We start from the raw sequence: 16,961 nt of genomic DNA, 5'->3' as shown, positions 1-16,961 counted from the left end.
CACGCCATGCGTGGATGGTGCTTTTCCGTCCGGCCAGCGGCCGGCACTACCGTCTGCGCAGCGCCCGCCGGTTGCCGATGTGAGCGAACGCCAGCAGCACGCCACCACTGGCTGTCGCCGCGCCATGCCAGAGCAGCGATTCCTTCAGCGGCAGATACAGAGAGGCCGACAGCAACAGGGTGGCGCCGGCGCAGGCCAGCCGCAGGGGCTGCCAGCGCCTGTGCCGGTGCACCCCGGCCGAGGTACTCGCCAAGGCCAGCGTCGAGGCCAGCAGCGCGAACAGCCATTCCCAGCGTGACATCACCAGCAGCAACGTCATCGCGCCGTGGCCGGGGTGCTGGAACGAGCGCAGCGCCATCATCGCTGCCGGCACGAAGGCCAGGAGCAGGGGCAGGGCGATGCAGTGGGCGGCGCAGGCCAAAGAGAGCCAGGCACCGGCAAGATCGAAGCGGGGGTGCCAGCGTGCCGATCGTGGCGGCTGGGCCAGGGCCCTTGCGGGCGTCGTGGGGATATGGTCCATAATGTTACATAGTAACAATTGGAGTCTCCCCCATGAAGCTTCCTGCTGCTCTTTTCCTGCTGGTGGCTGCCAGCGCCGCACAGGCCCATGACATCCGCGAGCACGCACCGCACGTGCATGGCCAGGCGACAGTGGATGTTGCGCTTGACCAGCAGACGCTGGAGTTCGCCCTTCAGGCCCCCGGCATCGGCATCCTCGATTACGAGCGACCGCCGGCCAATACCGCCGAGCAGGCCGCGCTGGATCGCGCTACGACGCTGCTGAAGGGTGGCACCTGGGTCACTTTGCCCACCGCTGCAGGGTGCCGCCTGGCCAGCAGTAAAGCCGATGCCGAGGGCTTCGACGCGACGGCCGCCGCGCCACCGCCAGGTAAGCACCGGCATGCAGGTTTCAGCGCAACGCTGCAGTACCACTGCACCAAACCTGCCGAGCTGCGCGCCATCGTCGTGCGCCTGCCCGTCCTGTTCCCCGGCCTGCATGAAGTCATCGTCAACAGTGCAACCGCCAACGGCCAGGATCGCAGCGTGCTCACGCCCGACAACCTGCGCGTGGTGCTGGCCCCGTGAGCACGGCACCGGCGATCGCTCTGGAAGACGTGCAGTTCGGCTACGGCATGCGCCTGGTGCTGGACATCCCGCGGTTGTGGATCGAGCAGGGCAGCAGCGTACTGCTGCGCGGAATCAGTGGCGGCGGCAAAAGTACCTTGCTGGGTCTGCTGGCGGGTGTGCTGCTACCCGGCAGCGGCCATGTCGAGGTGGCAGGCCAGTCACTGCAGGACATGGGAGGGGCGGCGCGGGACCGTTTCCGTGCCGACCAGTTGGGAGTGATCTTCCAGCAGTTCAATCTGTTGCCGTTCCTCACTGTGCGCGACAACATCGCGCTGGGCCTGCGCTTTTCGCACCTGCGCAGCGCGCGCATCAGTGGGCCGCTGGATGCGGAGATCGCACGCCTGTTGTCAGCCCTGCAGCTGGACCCGGCGTTGATGCAGCGGCGCGCGGGCACGCTCAGTGTCGGCCAACAACAACGCGTGGCGGCGGCACGCGCCTTGATCGGCCGGCCGGCGTTACTGCTGGCCGACGAACCAACTTCGGCACTGGACCGCAATGCGGCCACCGCCTTCCTGCAGCTGATGTCCGCGCAATGCCAGGCGGCCGGCACTACCGTGCTGGTGGTCAGTCATGACGACAGCCTGCAACCCTTGTTCGACCGCACGATTGCACTGTCCGAGATCAACCTGGCGGGTGCCGGCCATGCTTGAGCTTGCCTGGGCCAGCCTGCGCAGCCGTGCGTTGAGCGTGGGCCTGACCGTGCTGGTCATCACCCTCAGCGTGGTGTTGCTGCTGGGCGTCGAACGTGTGCGCACGCAGGCGCACGAGGGTTTCGCCAGCACCGTGTCGGGCACCGACCTGATTGTCGGTGCGCGTTCGGGGCCGGTGAACCTGCTGCTGTATTCGGTGTTCCATATCGGCGACCCGACCAACAACGTGTCCTGGCAGTCGTATCAGGAGCTGTCCGCGCTGCCACAGGTGAAGTGGGCGGTGCCGTTGTCGCTGGGCGATTCCTGGCGCGGCTACCGCGTGGTCGGCACCAGCGGTGGCTATTTCGAGCATTACCGCTATGGCGCCGGGCACGCGCTTGCGTTTGCGAGCGGAGGGCCGTTCGATGACCTGTATGACGTGGTGATCGGTGCCGAGGTGGCGCGGGCGCAGAAGGTCGGCCTCGGCGATGAGATCGTGCTGGCGCACGGCACCGGTGCGGTGACCCTGGCCACGCATGCCGACAAGCCGTTCCGTGTTGCCGGCATCCTGCAGCGCACCGGCACGCCGGTGGACTCGTCGCTGCTGGTCTCGCTGGCGGCGATCGAAGCGATCCATGTCGACTGGCGTTCGGGCGTGCAGCTGCGCAGCCAGAGCGTCAGTGCCGAGCAGGCGCGCCACCTGGACCTGACCCCGACCAGCATCACCGCCTTCATGCTTGGCCTGAACTCGCGCATCGCCACGTTCTCGGTGCAGCGCAGGATCAACGAATACCCGGACGAGGCGATGCTGGCGATCCTGCCCGGTGTGACCCTGCAGCAGCTGTGGCAGTCGCTGGGCACCGCCGAGCGCGCACTGCAGCTGATCAGCGCGATGGTAGTGCTGCTGGGCATGGTCTCACTGGTGGCGCTGCTGGTCTCGACCCTGCAGGAGCGGCGGCGCGAGATGGCGATCCTGCGTGCCACCGGTGCGCGGCCGGGTTACATCGCCGGCCTGCTGGTGGTCGAGTCGGTGGCGACCAGTGCGGTGGCCTGCGTGCTGGCGCTGGCGCTTCTGGTCGCCGCCAGCATGGCCGGGCGCGGCTGGGCCCTGGCCACCTTCGGCCTGTCGATCACCCATGTCTGGCCGGACGGCCGCGAGTTGGCTTGGGTGGCAGGCGTGTTGGCGATCAGCGCGGTGGCCGGGCTGGTGCCGGCATGGCTGGCTTACCGGCGCACCTTGGCCGATGGCCTTTCACCGGGAGGTTGAGCATGCGCTGGATGCGGGCATTGCCGATGGTGCTGGCGCTGGCCGCCTGCGAGCGGCCGGTGGATACCGGTGTGCAGGCGTTGCCCCCTTCGCCGGTTGTCGACCGCGCTGACCCTGCGGATGCGGCAGAGCAGGAACTGGACTGGCTGCAGATGATGCCCAAGGACGAGCTGGCCGCGCTGGAGCGGGGCGAGGGCCCGGAGGTCGAGCACAACGGCAACCGGCGCATGCCGCAGTTCGGTACGTTCCGTACGGTGGATACGGTGCTGCAGCGACCAGTGCGCCTGCCGGGCTACGTGGTACCGCTGGCCAACGCGCAGGACGGGCGGCTGACCGAATTCCTGTTCGTGCCGTACTACGGCGCCTGCATCCACGTGCCACCACCACCACCGAACCAGATCGTGCACGTGGTGCTGCCGCGCCCGATCGAGATGCCGGACATGTACTCGCCGTTCTTCCTGGCCGGCACACTGCGTGCCGAACGGTTGGATGACGATCTGGCCGGTTCGGCCTACACCATGCGTGATGCACAGCTGAGGCCCTATGAACCGTAGCCACCTGCTGCTCATGCTGGGATGCCTGTGGCTGGCGGGCTGTACGGCGCCGGGCAGCGACGCCGTGGTGGTCACGCCGCAGGACAAACCGGCGCCCTCCGCCACGGGCGAAGCCCCCATCGACCGTTGGGACGCGTTGCGGCCCGACGAAGTGACCTACCAGCGACCGCCGCCGCAGATCGGCCTGTCACGCAATGGCATGGACGGCGTGGGTGGCCTGATTGACGATACCGGTTCGGGCACGCCACCGGGGCTGGAGATCGACCATTCCAGCCCGGACCGCGCCAAACAGTTCGGCTCCTCGCGCGTGGTCGATGCTGTCGACGGTCGCGCGGTGGATCTGGATGGCTACGTGGTACCGCTCGGCACCAACGATGCAGGCCTGGTGGATGAACTGCTGTTCGTACCGTTCTATGGCGCGTGCATCCACGTGCCGCCGCCGCCACCCAACCAGATCATCCATGTGACCCTGGCGACGCCGATCGCGCTGGGCGATCTGTGGGATCCGTACCGGCTTGCCGGCCGTCTGCAGGTGAAGCGTTTCGATGCGGATATCGCCAGCGCGTCCTACGATGCCGCGGCGGCGTCGCTGACGGCGATCCACAACTGATGCGCCGGCGCTGGATCATTGCCGCGGGGACGGTGCTGGCGGCGATTGCACTGCTGCTATGGTGGCAGTGGCCGGCGGCCCCCACCGCGCCGCCGGCGGTCGCATCTCCGGCGCCTTCTTCCGATGCGAGCCAGCGTATCGAACAGCGCCTGGGTGACGACCACGCCTTTCGCAACGACGTGCTGTTCCTGCTCGCGGCGACGCTGCGCGACCGCTGCCAGCCGGCGCAGGCGGGACTGCTGGCGCGCATGGCCAATCGTGCATCGCTGCCGGTGCTGGCGGCAGTCAGCGCGGTGACCGAGCAGGATCCATCGCTGGACCGGCCGATCTACCAGTACATCCAGCACCGCGCCGATGCGACACCATGCGGCCAGCCGCTGCAGATGCCGCTGGCTGGCGGCCGCAGCATGGCCGTGGACATCGAACAGTACGCACGCACCTTCCCGGAGAGCTACTTCGACCCGCAGCGCAGCAGCGAGCCACGGGATTTCGGCGGGCTGTCGTTGCAGCAGCGCGCCGGCAACGCCTGCAACAGCGTGGTGTACTCGGTGTTGCCTTTGGGCGGCACCGATTGGCGGTGCAGCAGCCTGCGCGCACAGGCCCGTGCGCGGGTGCGCGGGCTGTGCGAGGACGAGCTGCGGCGCCAGCACGGTGGCATCGGCGGCGAACTGGACATGGCCGTGGGGCAGGGCATGCAGGGCGCGGTGGTCTCGGCGATCGCCGCGCTGCCGGAAGACTGCCGGTAAGCGTTCACCCGTAAAGCCAGGCCACGCCTGACCCGTCCCAGTAGAGCCAGGCTATGCCTGGCGGGCGGCGCATCAGAGCAGGCGCGACGCTCTACAACAGCTGAATCGGCAGGCTCCGAACGCACATAACTATACAGGATGTCCGGTATAGTTATGGCCGTACTCCACCCCACCAGGTTCTCCCATGGCTCTGTCCCAGCCCTTGGCAGGTGCTCCGGCCCTGTCGCGTGCCCGTCGCTGGGCACTGTTGTTCACCGTCGCTGCCGGCCTGCTGCTGGTCACGCTGGACAACTCCGTGCTCTACACCGCACTGCCCACGCTGACCGAGGAACTCTCGGCCAGTGCCGGGCAGGCGCTGTGGATCATCAATGCCTATCCGCTGGTGATGGCCGGCCTGCTGCTGGGCGCCGGCACGCTGGGCGACCGCATCGGCCACCGCCGCATGTTCCTGATCGGCCTTGTGGTGTTCGGCATTGCCTCGCTGGCGGCGGCCTTCGCTGGAACTGCAGCGCAGTTGATTGCCGCGCGCGCGTTCCTCGCTGTCGGTGCGGCAGCGATGATGCCGGCCACGCTGGCGCTGATCGGCCTGAGCTTCCATGAAGAGCGCGAGCGCAACATCGCCATTGCGATCTGGGGCTCTGTGGCCATCGTCGGTGCGGCGCTTGGCCCGATCATCGGTGGCTGGCTGCTGCAGCACTTCTGGTGGGGCTCGGTGTTCCTGATCAACGTGCCGGTGGTGGTGGTCGCGTTCGTGGCCACGCTGTTGCTGGCGCCGGAAGGCCAGCGTGACATCTCGCGGCCCTGGGATCTGGTTTCGTCGCTGCTGGCATTGGCCGCACTTTCCGGCCTGGTGCTGGCGATCAAGTCGCTGATCGCCACGCCGCCGTCGTATGCGCTGGGCGCAGGCGCGCTGCTGCTGGCCGTCATCAGCGGTGCGGCATTCGCGCGCCGCCAGCAGCAGCTGCCGTACCCGCTGTTGGACTTCGCGATCTTCCGCAACCCGGCGTTCCTGGCCGGCACGCTGTCGGCGGTGTTCACCCTGTTCGCGATGGCCGGCCTGCAGCTGGTCACGACCCAGCGCTTCCAGCTGGTGGCAGGTTTCACGCCGCTGCAGGCGGGCCTGCTGGTGTCGGTGGCGGCGCTTGGCAGCTTGCCAAGTGCGCTGCTGGGCGGCAGCATCCTGCACCGGGTTGGCCTGCGCCCACTGATCTGCGGCGGCCTGGCTGCGGGCGCGCTGGGTGTCGGCGTGGTGGCCTTCGGCTTCCCGCACGGGCTCGGCTGGGTCGTGGCGGGCATGGCGATCACCGGTTTCGGCATGGGTTCGGCCATCTCGGTGGCGTCCACTGCCATCCTAAATAACGTGCCGGCGCACCGCGCGGGCATGGCTTCGTCGGTGGAAGAGGTGTCCTACGAGTTCGGCGGCCTGCTGGCGGTGGCGATGCTGGGCAGCCTGAGCGCGGCGATGTACAGCGCATTTCTGCCGGTCTCGGCCGATATGCCCGCGCTTGCCCGCGAGGGCTTCACCCAGGCGCTGCATGCCGCGCGCGAGAGCGGGCAGGGCGAGTGGTTCGTGCTGGCTGCGGCCGCGTATGACCGTGGCTACCAGATCGTGCTGCTGGTGATCACGGCGGTGCTGGCGGCGGGCGCGGCGATCATCGCGCGCCTGCTGCGCGGCCGCGTCGGCAGCCGCGTGGGCGCGGCCGATCGCGTAAAATGACGCGATGAGAACCAGCAAGCGCGATCGCATCCTCGACGCCGCCGTCAACGTGATCAATCGTGACGGCGTGCGCGCGGTGACCTTCGAGTCGGTGGCGGCCGAGGCCAAGCTGACCCGCGGCGGTCTGCTGTACCACTTCCCGTCGCGCGAGGCGCTGCTGCGGGGTATCGACGAACACCTGGTGCATGCCTGGGAAACGTCGATGGAAGCGTTGCTGGGCAAGACCGCCGAACAGGCCACTGCGTTGGAGCGTTACCAGACCTTCGTGCGCGTGTCGGCCCAGAGCGCCACCCGTGCCGAGCTGATGTTCATGCTTGAATCGGCCGACCCGGAGGCGGGCGAGCGTCCGTGGGGCCCGGCGGTCCAGCGCTGGGCGCCATCCGCGCCGGAGGCCGGGAATGTCGATGCGACAACGCTCGACAATTTCGTGGCGCGCCTGGCGGCTGATGGCTTGTGGATCTACGAGGCAATGTACGAAGGGCAGTTGGACGAAGGCGTGCGCGCCCGGGTTGCCGAGCGCATCGCCGGGTTGTTGGCGAAGTCTGACGGATCACCGCACTTGTAGAGTCGACTGTTAGTCGACTGCTCTTCGCTCAGACAACGAAACCCCGCGCTTCGCGCGATAGTCGACTGACAGTCGACTCTACCCCTCGTCCATCTACCCAGCCTGCGCTGCGCTTGCGGCCAACCACGCCCTCGGCGACGCCCCCAACCGTTTGCGGAACGCTTTCGACAGCGATGCGGTATCGGCAAATCCCACCTCGATCGCCACCTGCTTGACCGCCACGCCGGCCCTCAACTGCGCGCAGGCCAGGCTCAGCCGCCAGTCCAGCAGATAACTGGCCGGCGTCGCCTGCATCACGTCCTTGAACACCGCCGCGAAGGCGCTGCGCGACATCCCGGCAGTCGCGGCCATGCGCGGCAGCGTCCATTCGTCCTGGGGCGCCTGGTGCATCGCCACCAGCGTGCGCGCCAGCCGCGCATCGGACAGCCCACGCATCAGCCCGTGGCTGACGCCGGCCGCATCCGGGTGGTCCACCACCCAGCGCAGGATCTGGATCAGCGCCACCTCGAACAGGCGGTTGGTCAGCAGTCGTGAGCCGCAACGCCGGCGATCGGCCTCTGCGAACAGCAGGTGCAGGGTGTCGTCCAGCTCGCCGATCGCGGCCAGCGGCACCACCATCACCGGCGGCAGCGACTGCACGATCGGATTGCGCGCGCCACCATCGAAATCCAGCGTGGCGCAGGTGAAATCCGGCCCATCCAGTGGTGCGTTGAAGAACACGTGGTGCAGCGGCTGCGGGTACAGGAGCAGGCTGGGCGCGTCGATCTTCAGCCGGGGCAGCGTGGCATCACCGTCGGGATGACGAACTTCCATTTCGCCCTGACGCAGGATGTGCAGGAACGCCCGGCCCGGCTGTGGCTCGAAGACGTGGCGCCCGCACAGCGGTCCGCTGTGGAACAGCGCGGCTTGTACCCGGAACCGCTCCAGCAGGGAGGAAAGGCGATCGGGCGCGGAGGCGTCGGCGGGAAGGATCATGGACGTATGGACAATATCTATGGCGGATTGTTGCGTATTCGTCCTTCGAGTCTACCTAGGATGGACGGGTCGTCCAATCCCGGGCGCTTTTCCAAGGAGATCCACCATGTCCCGTGTCCCCCTGATCGATGCCTCCAACACCACCGCCGACCGTCAGGCCCTGTTGGGCCAGGTGCACGCCGCCTTCGGCGCCACCCCGGCCATGTTCCGCGCCGTTGCCAATTCCCCTGCCGCTCTGCAGAGCATGTGGGGCTCGTTCGGCGCGCTGGGCGGCGGTCGCCTGTCACCGCTGCTGGGCGAGCAGATCGCCGTGGCCATCGCCAACCGCAATGCCTGCGAGTACTGCCTGGCAGCGCACACCGCGCTGGGCCGCAAGGCCGGTGCCAGCAGCGAGCAGATGGCGGCCGCGCAGATCGGGCAATCCAGCGATCCAGTCACCGCAGCTGCACTGGACTTCGCGCTGAAGGTGGTCGAGCAGCGTGCGCAGATCACCGATGGCGATGTGCAGGCACTGCGTACGGCCGGCTTCGACGATGAGCAGATCGTCGAGATCCTCGCCCATGTGGCGCTCAACCTGTTCACCAACTACGTCAACGTAGCGTTCGACGTGCCGGTGGACTTCCCGAAGGTGGCGCTGCGCTGAGATTCGGTTCGGCCCGGGCGGCAGCGTTCGCCCGGGCCGGTCTGAATGGAGCCGACCGGGTAGAGTCGACTGTCAGTCGACTATCGCGCGCAGCGCGGGGTTTTCGGGGGTCTGAACGAAGAGCAGTCGACTGACAGTCGACTCTACCCAGTCGACGACTACCCAGTCGATGCTACTTGTCGTTCGCCTGCAGCCGCTCGGGATGGGTATACACGTTGAATCCGCTTTCCCGTGCGAACCCGACCAGGCACAGGCCGGCGCTGCAGGCCAGGTCGATCGCCAGCGCGGTCGGTGCCGAGACAGCAGCCAGCACGCTGACGCCGGCCCGTACGGCCTTGCTGACCATTTCGTAGCTGGCGCGGCTGGAAATCACCAGCAGCCCACCCTCGATCGTGTGTTCGTTGTGATGCAGGGCGCCGATCAGCTTGTCCAGCGCGTTGTGGCGACCGACATCCTCGCGCACCCAGCCGATGCGGCCACTGGCATCGGCCCAGGCCGCGGCATGGGTCGAGCCACTCACCGCATTCATCGGCTGATGCTGCACCAGCGTGGCCAGCGCCCGTTGCAGGGCTGCCGGTGAATAGGTCCGCCGCTCACGCACCTCGGGCAGTGGCCGCAGCACCTCTTCCAGTTGGCGTGTACCGCACAGGCCACAGCCGCCGCGGCCGGGCAGCAGGCGTCCATTGGCGGGGTCCAGGTTTGCGCCAGGCGCATCTTCGGCCACAGTCATCTGCAGCTCGATGCCTTCCAGCTGCAGGTGGATATCGATCGACAGCAGCTGCGAGGGCGCGTTGATCAGGCCTTCGCTGAGCGAAAAACCGAGCGCGAAGTCCTCCATGTCGCACGGCGTAGCCATCATCACTGCAAAGGGGGCATCGTTGTAACGCAGCGCCACCGGCACTTCTTCGGCCACCACGTCGACCAGCGGCTGTTGCCCCTCGCTGCGCCAGCGCTGCAACGGCCGCTGGGCCGTGCCGGCAGGCGGGGTGTGCGATGGGGGCGAATCAGGCATGCAGCGCGTCCGGGCAAGGGAGATACGCAGGTGGTGGACCACCCACGGCATCGAGAATAGCGCAGTGGCCACGCGCTGACGCAGGGGTAACCGTTGTCATGGCAGGCTGCGCTGAAAACAGCGTGCACCCACTGGCGAAGCGGCGTGGGCCGTGCTTGACTGTGGGGCTGGCCGTGCTATCGAACGCGCCGCCGGACCGCTTTGTGCCGATTGTTGCTGCGTTCCTCCCGCCAGGTTCCCGAACATGTCCGAGCAGAAACCGCCGCGTTACAAGCCCTACAACCAGCCCGCCGGTGGGTGGGGTGCCGCCGGCGCCACCGCCAAGGTACTGCTGCAGCAAAGCGTGATCGGCAAAGGCTCGAAGGCGCTGCTGGCGATGAACCAGCCCGGCGGCTTCAAATGCCCCAGCTGCGCGTTCCCCGATGCCGACGAACGCAAGAAGCTGGAGTTCTGCGAGAACGGTGCCAAGGCACTGGCCTGGGAAGCCACCCAGTTCCGCGCCGGCCGCGAGTTGTTCGCACAGCACACCGTGACCGAACTGATGGCGCAGACCGACTACTGGTTGGAGATGCAGGGACGGCTGACCGAGCCGATGCGCTACGACGCGGCGAGCGACCACTATGTGCCGTGCAGCTGGGACGAGGCCTTCGCGCTGATCGGCCGCCATCTGCAGGCGCTGGACAGCCCGCACCAGGCCGAGTTCTACACCTCCGGGCGCACGCCCAACGAAGCCGCCTTCCTCTATTCGATCTTCGTACGCGAGTTCGGCACCAACAACTTCCCGGACTGCTCGAACATGTGCCACGAGCCGACCAGCCGTGGCCTGCCGCCGGCCATCGGGGTGGGCAAGGGCACGATCGTGCTGCAGGATTTCGAGCACGCCGAAGCGATTTTCGTGATCGGCCAGAACACCGGCACCAATTCACCGAGGATGATGAGCAACCTGGTCGAAGCGCGCAAACGCGGCATCCCGATCGTGGCAGTCAATCCGATGCCCGAGCGCGCGCTGATCCGCTTTGCCGAGCCGCAGGACGTGGTGCAGATGGCCACGTTCGGTTCAACCGAGATCACCAGCGAGTTCGTGCACATCCGCATCGGCGGCGACCTGGCCCTGATCAAGGGCATGATGAAGGTGATGTTCGAGCGCGAGGCACAGGGCGAGCGCGTGCTCGACCATGATTTCCTGTCAGAACACACGGTGGGCCTGGAGGCGCTGCGCGAAGACGTGATGGCGCAGGACTGGGACGAGATCGTACAGGTGTCCGGCATTTCGCAGGCGCAGATCCGTCGATGCGCGGAGATCTACATCCGCTCCAACGCGACCGTGATCTGTTACGGAATGGGGCTGACCCAGCACCAGTATGGCTCGCGCCTGCTGCAACAGGTCGCCAACCTGCTGATGCTGCGCGGCAACTTCGGCAAGCCCGGTGCGGGCATCGGGCCGATCCGCGGGCATTCCAATGTGCAGGGCGACCGCACCGTCGGCATCGACGAGAAGCCCAAGCCGGCCTATCTGGACCGCGTGCAGCAGGTGTTCGGCTTCGATCCGCCGCGTGAGCATGGCCATCATGTGGTCGAATCCATCGAGGCGATGCTGGACGGCAGCGCCAAGGTGTTCATCGGCCTGGGTGGCAACTTCATCCACGCGGTGCCCGATACGCCTCGCGCGTATGAAGCGATGCGTGGGCTGGACCTGACCGTGGGCATCGCCACCAAGCTCAACCGTGGGCACCTGGTTCATGGCCGCGATGCGCTGATCCTGCCGGTGGTGGCGCGCTCGGAGCGCATCGTCACCCCGGCTGGCGAGCAGTTCGTCACCATCGAAGACGCGATGTCCAATGTGACGGCCTCGCGCGGCGTGCTTGAGCCTGCCAGCGCCGACGTGTTGCCTGAGGTCGAGATCGTCTGCCGCATGGCGATGGCTGCGCTGCCGCACAGCAAGGTCGACTGGGCGCGCTGCATGCACGACTATGCGCCCATCCGCGATCTGATCGCTGCCGTGTACCCGGAGATCTACACCGGCTTCAATGAGCGCATCCAGCAGCCGCATGGTTTCCACCTGGACATCCCGCCGCGCCGCCGCGTGTGGCCCACGCCCAATGGCAAGGCCAACATCCTGCTGATGCCCGGCCTGGACGTGGACGATCCGGTGCACGATCCGGACATGTTGCGGTTGGCCACCGTGCGCTCGCACGACCAGTACAACACCACCATCTACAGCTACAACGATCGCTATCGCGGCGTGTACAACGATCGCATGGTGCTGTTCATGAACATCGAGGACCGGCTGGCGCGCGGACTGCAGAAGGAGGCGCTGGTCAGCCTGGAGACGATCAGCGGCGATGGCGTGCAGCGGCGCATCGAGGGCCTCACCGTGCTGGACTACCCGATGCCGCGCGGCGCGCTGGCCGGTTACTACCCGGAGCTGAATCCGTTGTTGCCGCTGGACTACTACGACCGCATCAGCGGCACGCCAGCGGCCAAGTCGATCCCGGTGCGGATGAGCGCGATGGTGGCGGCGATTGCGTGACGCGCGCATCGGCTATCATCGGCGGGTGAACCTGCCTGGCCTGCTGCTGCGATGGATGCTGCTCGTTGCCCTGGTGCTGAATGCACCGGCGCTCGCGCTTGCCTCATCTTCGTACAGCGGGTCGGCCAAACAGGATCACTGCGCTGCACCGCACCCGGTCGCGATGGCGGCAGCTGGCTGCTGCGATGATGCGGCCCCGGCGGCCTGCCAGAGTGGTGAGTGTGAATGCCCGCCGGCCTGCCTTGGCATGCTGGCCATGTTGAGCGGTACGCCCGCCTCGCCGTGGCGCGAGGCGCCGGTAGCCGCCAGTACCCGGCAACGCGCACCGCCGCCGATGCCGGACCCATTGCGGCCCCCCATCGCGTGATTCCCTGCAGGCCTCAAGCGCCTGCCGTAGCTGCTCGACTTTTCTCGACTCTGCCCGCGCCTTCGATGCGCGGGGGGCGGGCTACGTTGCCCGCCTCTGCAAAGGAAACACTCAATGAACCGTACTCTTTCCCTCGGCCTGCTGCTGGGCACCGTGCTGGCCACCACCGCCTGCGCTCGTGCCGCCGAAGAATCTTCCGCGGCGCCGGTCGCCAGCGAAGCACAGGCACCGGCCCATGCCAGCCCAGCCAAGATCGATCCGGCCTTGCCGGTGGCCATCGTGCACAAGACCGCCAGCTGCGGTTGCTGCGGCATCTGGGTCGACCACCTGAAGGCGGCTGGCTTCCAGGTTGATGTGCGCAACACCGACGACATGAACCCGATCAAGGTTCGCCTGGGCGTGCCGGTCGGCAAGGCCTCCTGCCATACCGCCGAGATCGGCGGGTATGTGGTCGAAGGCCACATTCCGGCCGAAGACATCAAGCGCCTGCTGGCGGAGCGTCCCACGGCGCGTGGCCTGGTGCTGCCCGGCATGCCGGCCGGTTCGCCGGGCATGGAGATGCCGGACGGCTACGTGCAGCCGTACACCGTCGAGCTGGTGCGCACCGACGGCAGCACCGAGCTGTTTGCCCAGCACGGGCAAGGTGGCTGACAGCCAGTGGTGGTGCCGGTCGGTCTGACCGGCACCTTCCCACGCGTCCTGTGTAGAGCCGAGCCCACGCTCGGCTGTCTTCTTCGGGCAAGCCGAGCGTAGGCTCGGCTCTACAGGATCAGCGGTGTGCCGCGGATTCCCTGGCCAGTTGCGCGTCGAATTTCTTCTCGGCCCCATCCGCGTAGGCCTTGCAGGTCAGTGCGTTGGCCCTGGCCTTGCTGCCGGCGGCATAGTTCCAGTTGCTGGCACCCGGGTGCGGGGTCAGCAGCAGATCGCAGGGCAGGTCGCGCACGGTAGTGAAGCTGCGCTTGTAGTCCTCGATCAGGCGCGGATAGCGGGGGTTGTCCTTGAGCTGGTAGCCCGGCGCACTCAGGCTGTCGGCGTAGGCGATGCGCAACGGCTTGCCATCGCGGGTATCGGTCCAGGTCCACGCGGTGCTTCCCGGAGTGTGCCCCGGCATGAAGTGCGCGGTGAATGCGATGCCGCCCACCGTGACCACTTCGCCATCCATGATGATGCGGTCGGCGCTGGTGGGCGGATAGGTGATGCCGTCGCCAAAGTGCAGGTCGTTGCTGCCGCCGCGCGCCAGCAGCACAGCCGATTCGGCATTAGCCACCACGTGCGCGCCGGTGCGACGCTTGAGCTCGGCCACCGGGCCGGCGTGGTCGGCATGCGCATGGCTGAGCAGGATCAATCGCAGGTCCTGCGGGGCCACGCCGCGCAACTTCATGTTGTCCAGCAGGTGGCCGGCCATCTGTGGCATCCCGCCGTCCAGCAGCACTGCGCCCTCGGCGGTCTGCACCAGCAGAGCGGTCAGGTCCTGCGTACCGATCTGCCAGGTGTGATCAGCAATCTGCAGCGGTGCCATCGGCTGCAGCCAGGACGTGTCCACCGTGTAGGCCCGCAGCTGCGGCAACGGCGCTTCGGCGGCGCTGGCGTGGCTGATCGGAAGTACGGCTGCAAGGGTGAGGGTGAGCAGAGGGAAACGCATGATTCACGTCCGTTTGAAGGAGGCCCAGAAACTAGCATGGGCCTCCTTCAGCGCGTCCCGCATAGATTTCATGGCTCCCATAAGGGCGCCGATGGCTCAGTAGCGGTACTGCCACCCCAGCGTCAGCACCCGGCCGCGGCCGGAGAAGTAACTCGGGTTCGACGGCGTGGTCTGCGAGTAGTAGCTGATGTACTGCTTGTCCGCCAGGTTCTGCACGCCCAGCGTGAAGGCATGCTTGTCCAGCGTGTAGCGCGCGACAAGATCCACGGTGGTGTAACCCTTGAACTCCGCCACGCGCGCGCCACGCAGGTCGAAGTCGCGGTCGAAGGCATGGCTGGCCTGCAGGCGGGTGCTCAGCTGCGGCGTCCAGCCCTGTTCCCAGAATGCGGTCAACCGGTTCGGTGCGATGTTCACACCCGCCAGGTCGCTGTCGAGGCGACCGTCAATGTCGGCATCGTAGCGGCCGTTGGCGCGCGCATAGCCCAGGCCGAGCCGGCTGTCGCCCAACCGCAGGCGCAGGTTGCTTTCAAAGCCTTCCACGCGGGTGGCCTGGCGCTGCACCGCATAGGCATCGATGCCCGGATCGTAGATCAGTACCGAGCCGAGCCTGGATTCGGAGGTGTAGTAGGCAATGTCACCGCTGAAGCGGCCATCGTCGTACTCCAGCCCGATCTCGCGGTTGTCCGACACCACCGGCGACAGGTCGATGAGGCTGTCGACGCGCTGGCCGTCGCGGTTGATCGCGCGCAGCACGCGGCCGACATCGGCCACGGTGTATCCCTCCGAATAGGAGGCATAGGCGTTGAGGCGATCGTTGATGTACCAGACCGCGCCGAAGTTGGGCAGGGTCTCGCTCATGGTCGGCTTGCCGCCGGCCACCCTGCGCGCGCCATAGCGGGGCAGGGTGGTGTAGTCGCCCACCTCCAGCTCACCCTTTTCGTAGCGCAGGCCGCCGGACAGCATCAGGTGGTCGGTTGGCCACCAGTGCAGCTGCAGCAGCGGCGACAGGCTCTGGTAGGTGGTCAGCGGTACCCAGTTCATGCCGCTGGCCAGCAGCACCTGGTGGGTGCGGTCACGCAGGCCGTCCAGGCCCAGGGTCACATCCAGCGTGGTGCCGGCGATGCGGCTCCAGCTCTGGGTCAGCTTGAAGCCGCGCTTGTCCGATTCGTTCTGGGTCTGGTCCCAGGCGGCGTTGGCGCCGGTATTGCCCCATGGGTCCCACTGGCTGGCGCCATAGCGTCCCTCGAAGTCGACCGCGAACGCCTGCGCCTGGAAGCGGCCACCGAGCAGGTCGACGGCGCTGTAATCCACGGTCAGGGAGCGCGAACGGTTCATTGGTGGGTCCAGCGGCGTGTCACCGCGCACCGAAATCGTCGGGCGGCCAGTGCGGAAGTCGCCGTTCACCGCGAAGTAGTTGTCCAGCCCGCGCAGTTCGTAGCGGTTGGCCATCACCTGCAGGCGGTGGCCTTCGGCAAGGTCCCAGCCCAGCTTGGCGAACACGTTCGATGAGGTCGAGTCCATCAGCTCGCCCTGCGCGTTCGTGCCGATCGATCGGCCCTCTCCGTCGTGGTACAGGCCCTGCTTCTCATAGGCCAGGCCGGCAACCAGGTCGAACTGCTCGCCGCGCACGCCCACCAGGGCCGAGCCGCGCTGGCCGTTGTCATCTTGGCGGCTGGGCAGGGCCGAGCTGTAGCTGACATTGGTGTCGAGCAGGAACGCACCTGGCTCGCTGGGCGCGCTGCGGGTGATGATGTTGACGATGCCACCGGTACCGCCGATGCCCTGCAGCGCGTTGGCGCCGTGGATGACCTCGATGCGCTCGATCATCGCCGGGTCGATGGTGTGCGAATCCCGTGAGCCGTCACGCAGGGGGGTGGACTGTGGCACGCCGTCGACCATGTACAGGATGCCGCGGCCACGCATTGTTTCGCCATAGTTGGACATCTTCTCGCGCGCCGGGGCAAACGCCGGGATCTGTGACGACAGCACCCGCGACACATCCGAACCCAACGCCAGCTGCTGGGCGATGTCCTCGCGGGTCAGCACCGTGATGGTGTTGGGCATCGCCGTCTCGCCCTGCGGCATGCGAGCGGTCGAGGCCGAGACCGTGACACGGGCCAGCGAGGTCGGATTGGCCGGCGCGGCGGGGCGTGCCGTTGCGTTGGGCCTGGCCTTGGCCTGCGCAGCAGTTGCACTGACCACGAATACCCCGGGGGAGCGCTCCTGCAAAGTCAGATCGTGGCCCTGCAACAGGCGTTGCAGCGCTTCGCGTGGTGCGTAGCGGCCGTTCAGCGCCGGCGCGCTGCGACCATTCACACTGTCGGCGGCGAACAACAGCTGGATGCCACTCTGGCGCGCCAGCGCATTGAGCGACGCATGCAGCGGGCCGGCGGGAAGGTGAATCTCGACGGGCGCGGATGCAGCGCTCTGCGCCATGGCGGGCAGGGCCGCGCACAGGCAGGTGGCGAGCAGGGCAGGGGCCAACCGGCGCAGGGCGGCAGGCGGGACAGGGCGGGTCATGCAGGGTCCTTCGGAGGGGTTCAAGCAGCTGCCGGATGGGACGACCCGCAACCCAC

The 16,961-nt window shown here is 67.3% G+C and carries 16 protein-coding genes; 11 read left to right on the top strand and 5 right to left on the bottom strand.

The genetic code is table 11. The features are described from left to right. Positions 1-46: 46 nt before the first annotated feature. The gene (locus ACZK29_RS11760) at positions 47-520 is read right to left on the bottom strand and encodes a MerC domain-containing protein (RefSeq protein WP_459046846.1); all 474 of its coding nucleotides are present in this window, start codon (positions 518-520) and stop codon (positions 47-49) included. A gap of 32 nt (positions 521-552) precedes the next feature. Here ACZK29_RS11760 and ACZK29_RS11755 point away from each other — a divergent pair, with 32 nt between their 5' ends. The 8 genes from ACZK29_RS11755 (at position 553) to ACZK29_RS11720 (ending at position 7,216) form a co-directional block, all read left to right on the top strand. Continuing rightward, complete coding sequence (locus tag ACZK29_RS11755; protein ID WP_111203624.1) at positions 553-1,086, top strand: ZrgA family zinc uptake protein; 534 nt, start codon at positions 553-555, stop codon at positions 1,084-1,086. Beyond that, positions 1,083-1,778, top strand: a complete 696-nt coding sequence (locus tag ACZK29_RS11750; RefSeq protein WP_459046845.1) for an ATP-binding cassette domain-containing protein — start codon at positions 1,083-1,085, stop codon at positions 1,776-1,778. Before ACZK29_RS11755 ends, ACZK29_RS11750 begins: the two co-directional genes overlap by 4 nt. After that, entirely contained in the window at positions 1,771-3,024 is a 1,254-nt protein-coding gene (locus tag ACZK29_RS11745) for an ABC transporter permease (RefSeq protein ID WP_111203626.1), read from the top strand. The genes ACZK29_RS11750 and ACZK29_RS11745 overlap by 8 nt, the downstream gene beginning before the upstream one ends. 2 nt (positions 3,025-3,026) lie before the next feature. Beyond that, positions 3,027-3,578: a DUF3299 domain-containing protein gene (locus ACZK29_RS11740; protein ID WP_111203627.1), complete on the top strand. Its 552-nt coding sequence runs from the start codon at positions 3,027-3,029 to the stop codon at positions 3,576-3,578. Then, complete coding sequence (locus tag ACZK29_RS11735) at positions 3,568-4,188, top strand: DUF3299 domain-containing protein (RefSeq protein ID WP_459046843.1); 621 nt, start codon at positions 3,568-3,570, stop codon at positions 4,186-4,188. Before ACZK29_RS11740 ends, ACZK29_RS11735 begins: the two co-directional genes overlap by 11 nt. Beyond that, positions 4,188-4,934 (top strand): hypothetical protein, encoded by a 747-nt coding sequence (locus tag ACZK29_RS11730; protein ID WP_478446037.1) that lies wholly within the window; start codon positions 4,188-4,190, stop codon positions 4,932-4,934. Before ACZK29_RS11735 ends, ACZK29_RS11730 begins: the two co-directional genes overlap by 1 nt. A gap of 184 nt (positions 4,935-5,118) precedes the next feature. After that, on the top strand, positions 5,119-6,651 hold the full coding sequence (locus ACZK29_RS11725) for an MFS transporter (RefSeq protein ID WP_111203630.1): 1,533 nt from the start codon (positions 5,119-5,121) through the stop codon (positions 6,649-6,651). A 4-nt stretch (positions 6,652-6,655) separates the two neighbouring features. Next, positions 6,656-7,216, top strand: a complete 561-nt coding sequence (locus ACZK29_RS11720; RefSeq protein WP_111203631.1) for a TetR/AcrR family transcriptional regulator — start codon at positions 6,656-6,658, stop codon at positions 7,214-7,216. Between the two features lie 93 nt (positions 7,217-7,309). On the opposite strand, the gene ACZK29_RS11715 is transcribed toward ACZK29_RS11720, so the two are convergent. Further along, on the bottom strand, positions 7,310-8,191 hold the full coding sequence (locus ACZK29_RS11715) for an AraC family transcriptional regulator (protein WP_164146363.1): 882 nt from the start codon (positions 8,189-8,191) through the stop codon (positions 7,310-7,312). 106 nt (positions 8,192-8,297) lie between these two features. Between ACZK29_RS11715 and ACZK29_RS11710 the strand changes: the two genes are divergently transcribed. Then, positions 8,298-8,834: a carboxymuconolactone decarboxylase family protein gene (locus ACZK29_RS11710; RefSeq protein ID WP_459047798.1), complete on the top strand. Its 537-nt coding sequence runs from the start codon at positions 8,298-8,300 to the stop codon at positions 8,832-8,834. Between the two features lie 172 nt (positions 8,835-9,006). Here the strand turns inward: ACZK29_RS11710 and fdhD are convergent, their stop codons facing one another. Next, a complete protein-coding gene (gene fdhD / locus ACZK29_RS11705; RefSeq protein WP_478446036.1) occupies positions 9,007-9,846 on the bottom strand; it encodes a formate dehydrogenase accessory sulfurtransferase FdhD in 840 nt (279 codons plus the stop codon). A gap of 244 nt (positions 9,847-10,090) precedes the next feature. Between fdhD and ACZK29_RS11700 the strand changes: the two genes are divergently transcribed. Further along, positions 10,091-12,376, top strand: coding sequence for an FdhF/YdeP family oxidoreductase (locus tag ACZK29_RS11700; RefSeq protein ID WP_478446035.1), 2,286 nt, complete (start codon positions 10,091-10,093; stop codon positions 12,374-12,376). Positions 12,377-12,857: 481 nt separating this feature from the next. Beyond that, the gene (locus ACZK29_RS11695; RefSeq protein WP_164146359.1) at positions 12,858-13,394 is read left to right on the top strand and encodes a DUF411 domain-containing protein; all 537 of its coding nucleotides are present in this window, start codon (positions 12,858-12,860) and stop codon (positions 13,392-13,394) included. Between the two features lie 118 nt (positions 13,395-13,512). Here the strand turns inward: ACZK29_RS11695 and blaL1 are convergent, their stop codons facing one another. Together blaL1 and ACZK29_RS11685 are read right to left on the bottom strand one after the other, a co-directional pair. Beyond that, positions 13,513-14,385 (bottom strand): L1 family subclass B3 metallo-beta-lactamase, encoded by an 873-nt coding sequence (blaL1, locus tag ACZK29_RS11690; protein WP_111203637.1) that lies wholly within the window; start codon positions 14,383-14,385, stop codon positions 13,513-13,515. Between the two features lie 96 nt (positions 14,386-14,481). After that, a complete protein-coding gene (locus ACZK29_RS11685) occupies positions 14,482-16,905 on the bottom strand; it encodes a TonB-dependent receptor (protein WP_478446034.1) in 2,424 nt (807 codons plus the stop codon). Between the last annotated feature and the right edge of the window lie 56 nt (positions 16,906-16,961).

The sequence above is a fragment of the Stenotrophomonas sp. 89682_Sma genome, from assembly GCF_056481405.1.
The sequence above is the reverse complement of the archived record's forward strand: the minus strand, read 5'-3'. Positions and strand labels throughout refer to the sequence as shown.

What these genes read in the sequence shown, in the direction of transcription:
- ACZK29_RS11745 (WP_111203626.1), top strand. Translation starts at nt 1,771, where the DNA reads ATGCTTGAGCTTGCCTGGGCCAGCCTGCGCAGCCGTGCGTTGAGCGTG.
- ACZK29_RS11730 (WP_478446037.1), top strand. Translation starts at nt 4,188, where the DNA reads ATGCGCCGGCGCTGGATCATTGCCGCGGGGACGGTGCTGGCGGCGATT.
- ACZK29_RS11695 (WP_164146359.1), top strand. Translation starts at nt 12,858, where the DNA reads ATGAACCGTACTCTTTCCCTCGGCCTGCTGCTGGGCACCGTGCTGGCC.
- ACZK29_RS11700 (WP_478446035.1), top strand. Translation starts at nt 10,091, where the DNA reads ATGTCCGAGCAGAAACCGCCGCGTTACAAGCCCTACAACCAGCCCGCC.
- blaL1 (WP_111203637.1), bottom strand. Translation starts at nt 14,385, where the DNA reads ATGCGTTTCCCTCTGCTCACCCTCACCCTTGCAGCCGTACTTCCGATC.
- ACZK29_RS11735 (WP_459046843.1), top strand. Translation starts at nt 3,568, where the DNA reads ATGAACCGTAGCCACCTGCTGCTCATGCTGGGATGCCTGTGGCTGGCG.
- ACZK29_RS11685 (WP_478446034.1), bottom strand. Translation starts at nt 16,905, where the DNA reads ATGACCCGCCCTGTCCCGCCTGCCGCCCTGCGCCGGTTGGCCCCTGCC.
- ACZK29_RS11710 (WP_459047798.1), top strand. Translation starts at nt 8,298, where the DNA reads ATGTCCCGTGTCCCCCTGATCGATGCCTCCAACACCACCGCCGACCGT.
- fdhD (WP_478446036.1), bottom strand. Translation starts at nt 9,846, where the DNA reads ATGCCTGATTCGCCCCCATCGCACACCCCGCCTGCCGGCACGGCCCAG.
- ACZK29_RS11740 (WP_111203627.1), top strand. Translation starts at nt 3,027, where the DNA reads ATGCGCTGGATGCGGGCATTGCCGATGGTGCTGGCGCTGGCCGCCTGC.
- ACZK29_RS11725 (WP_111203630.1), top strand. Translation starts at nt 5,119, where the DNA reads ATGGCTCTGTCCCAGCCCTTGGCAGGTGCTCCGGCCCTGTCGCGTGCC.
- ACZK29_RS11755 (WP_111203624.1), top strand. Translation starts at nt 553, where the DNA reads ATGAAGCTTCCTGCTGCTCTTTTCCTGCTGGTGGCTGCCAGCGCCGCA.
- ACZK29_RS11720 (WP_111203631.1), top strand. Translation starts at nt 6,656, where the DNA reads ATGAGAACCAGCAAGCGCGATCGCATCCTCGACGCCGCCGTCAACGTG.
- ACZK29_RS11760 (WP_459046846.1), bottom strand. Translation starts at nt 520, where the DNA reads ATGGACCATATCCCCACGACGCCCGCAAGGGCCCTGGCCCAGCCGCCA.
- ACZK29_RS11715 (WP_164146363.1), bottom strand. Translation starts at nt 8,191, where the DNA reads ATGATCCTTCCCGCCGACGCCTCCGCGCCCGATCGCCTTTCCTCCCTG.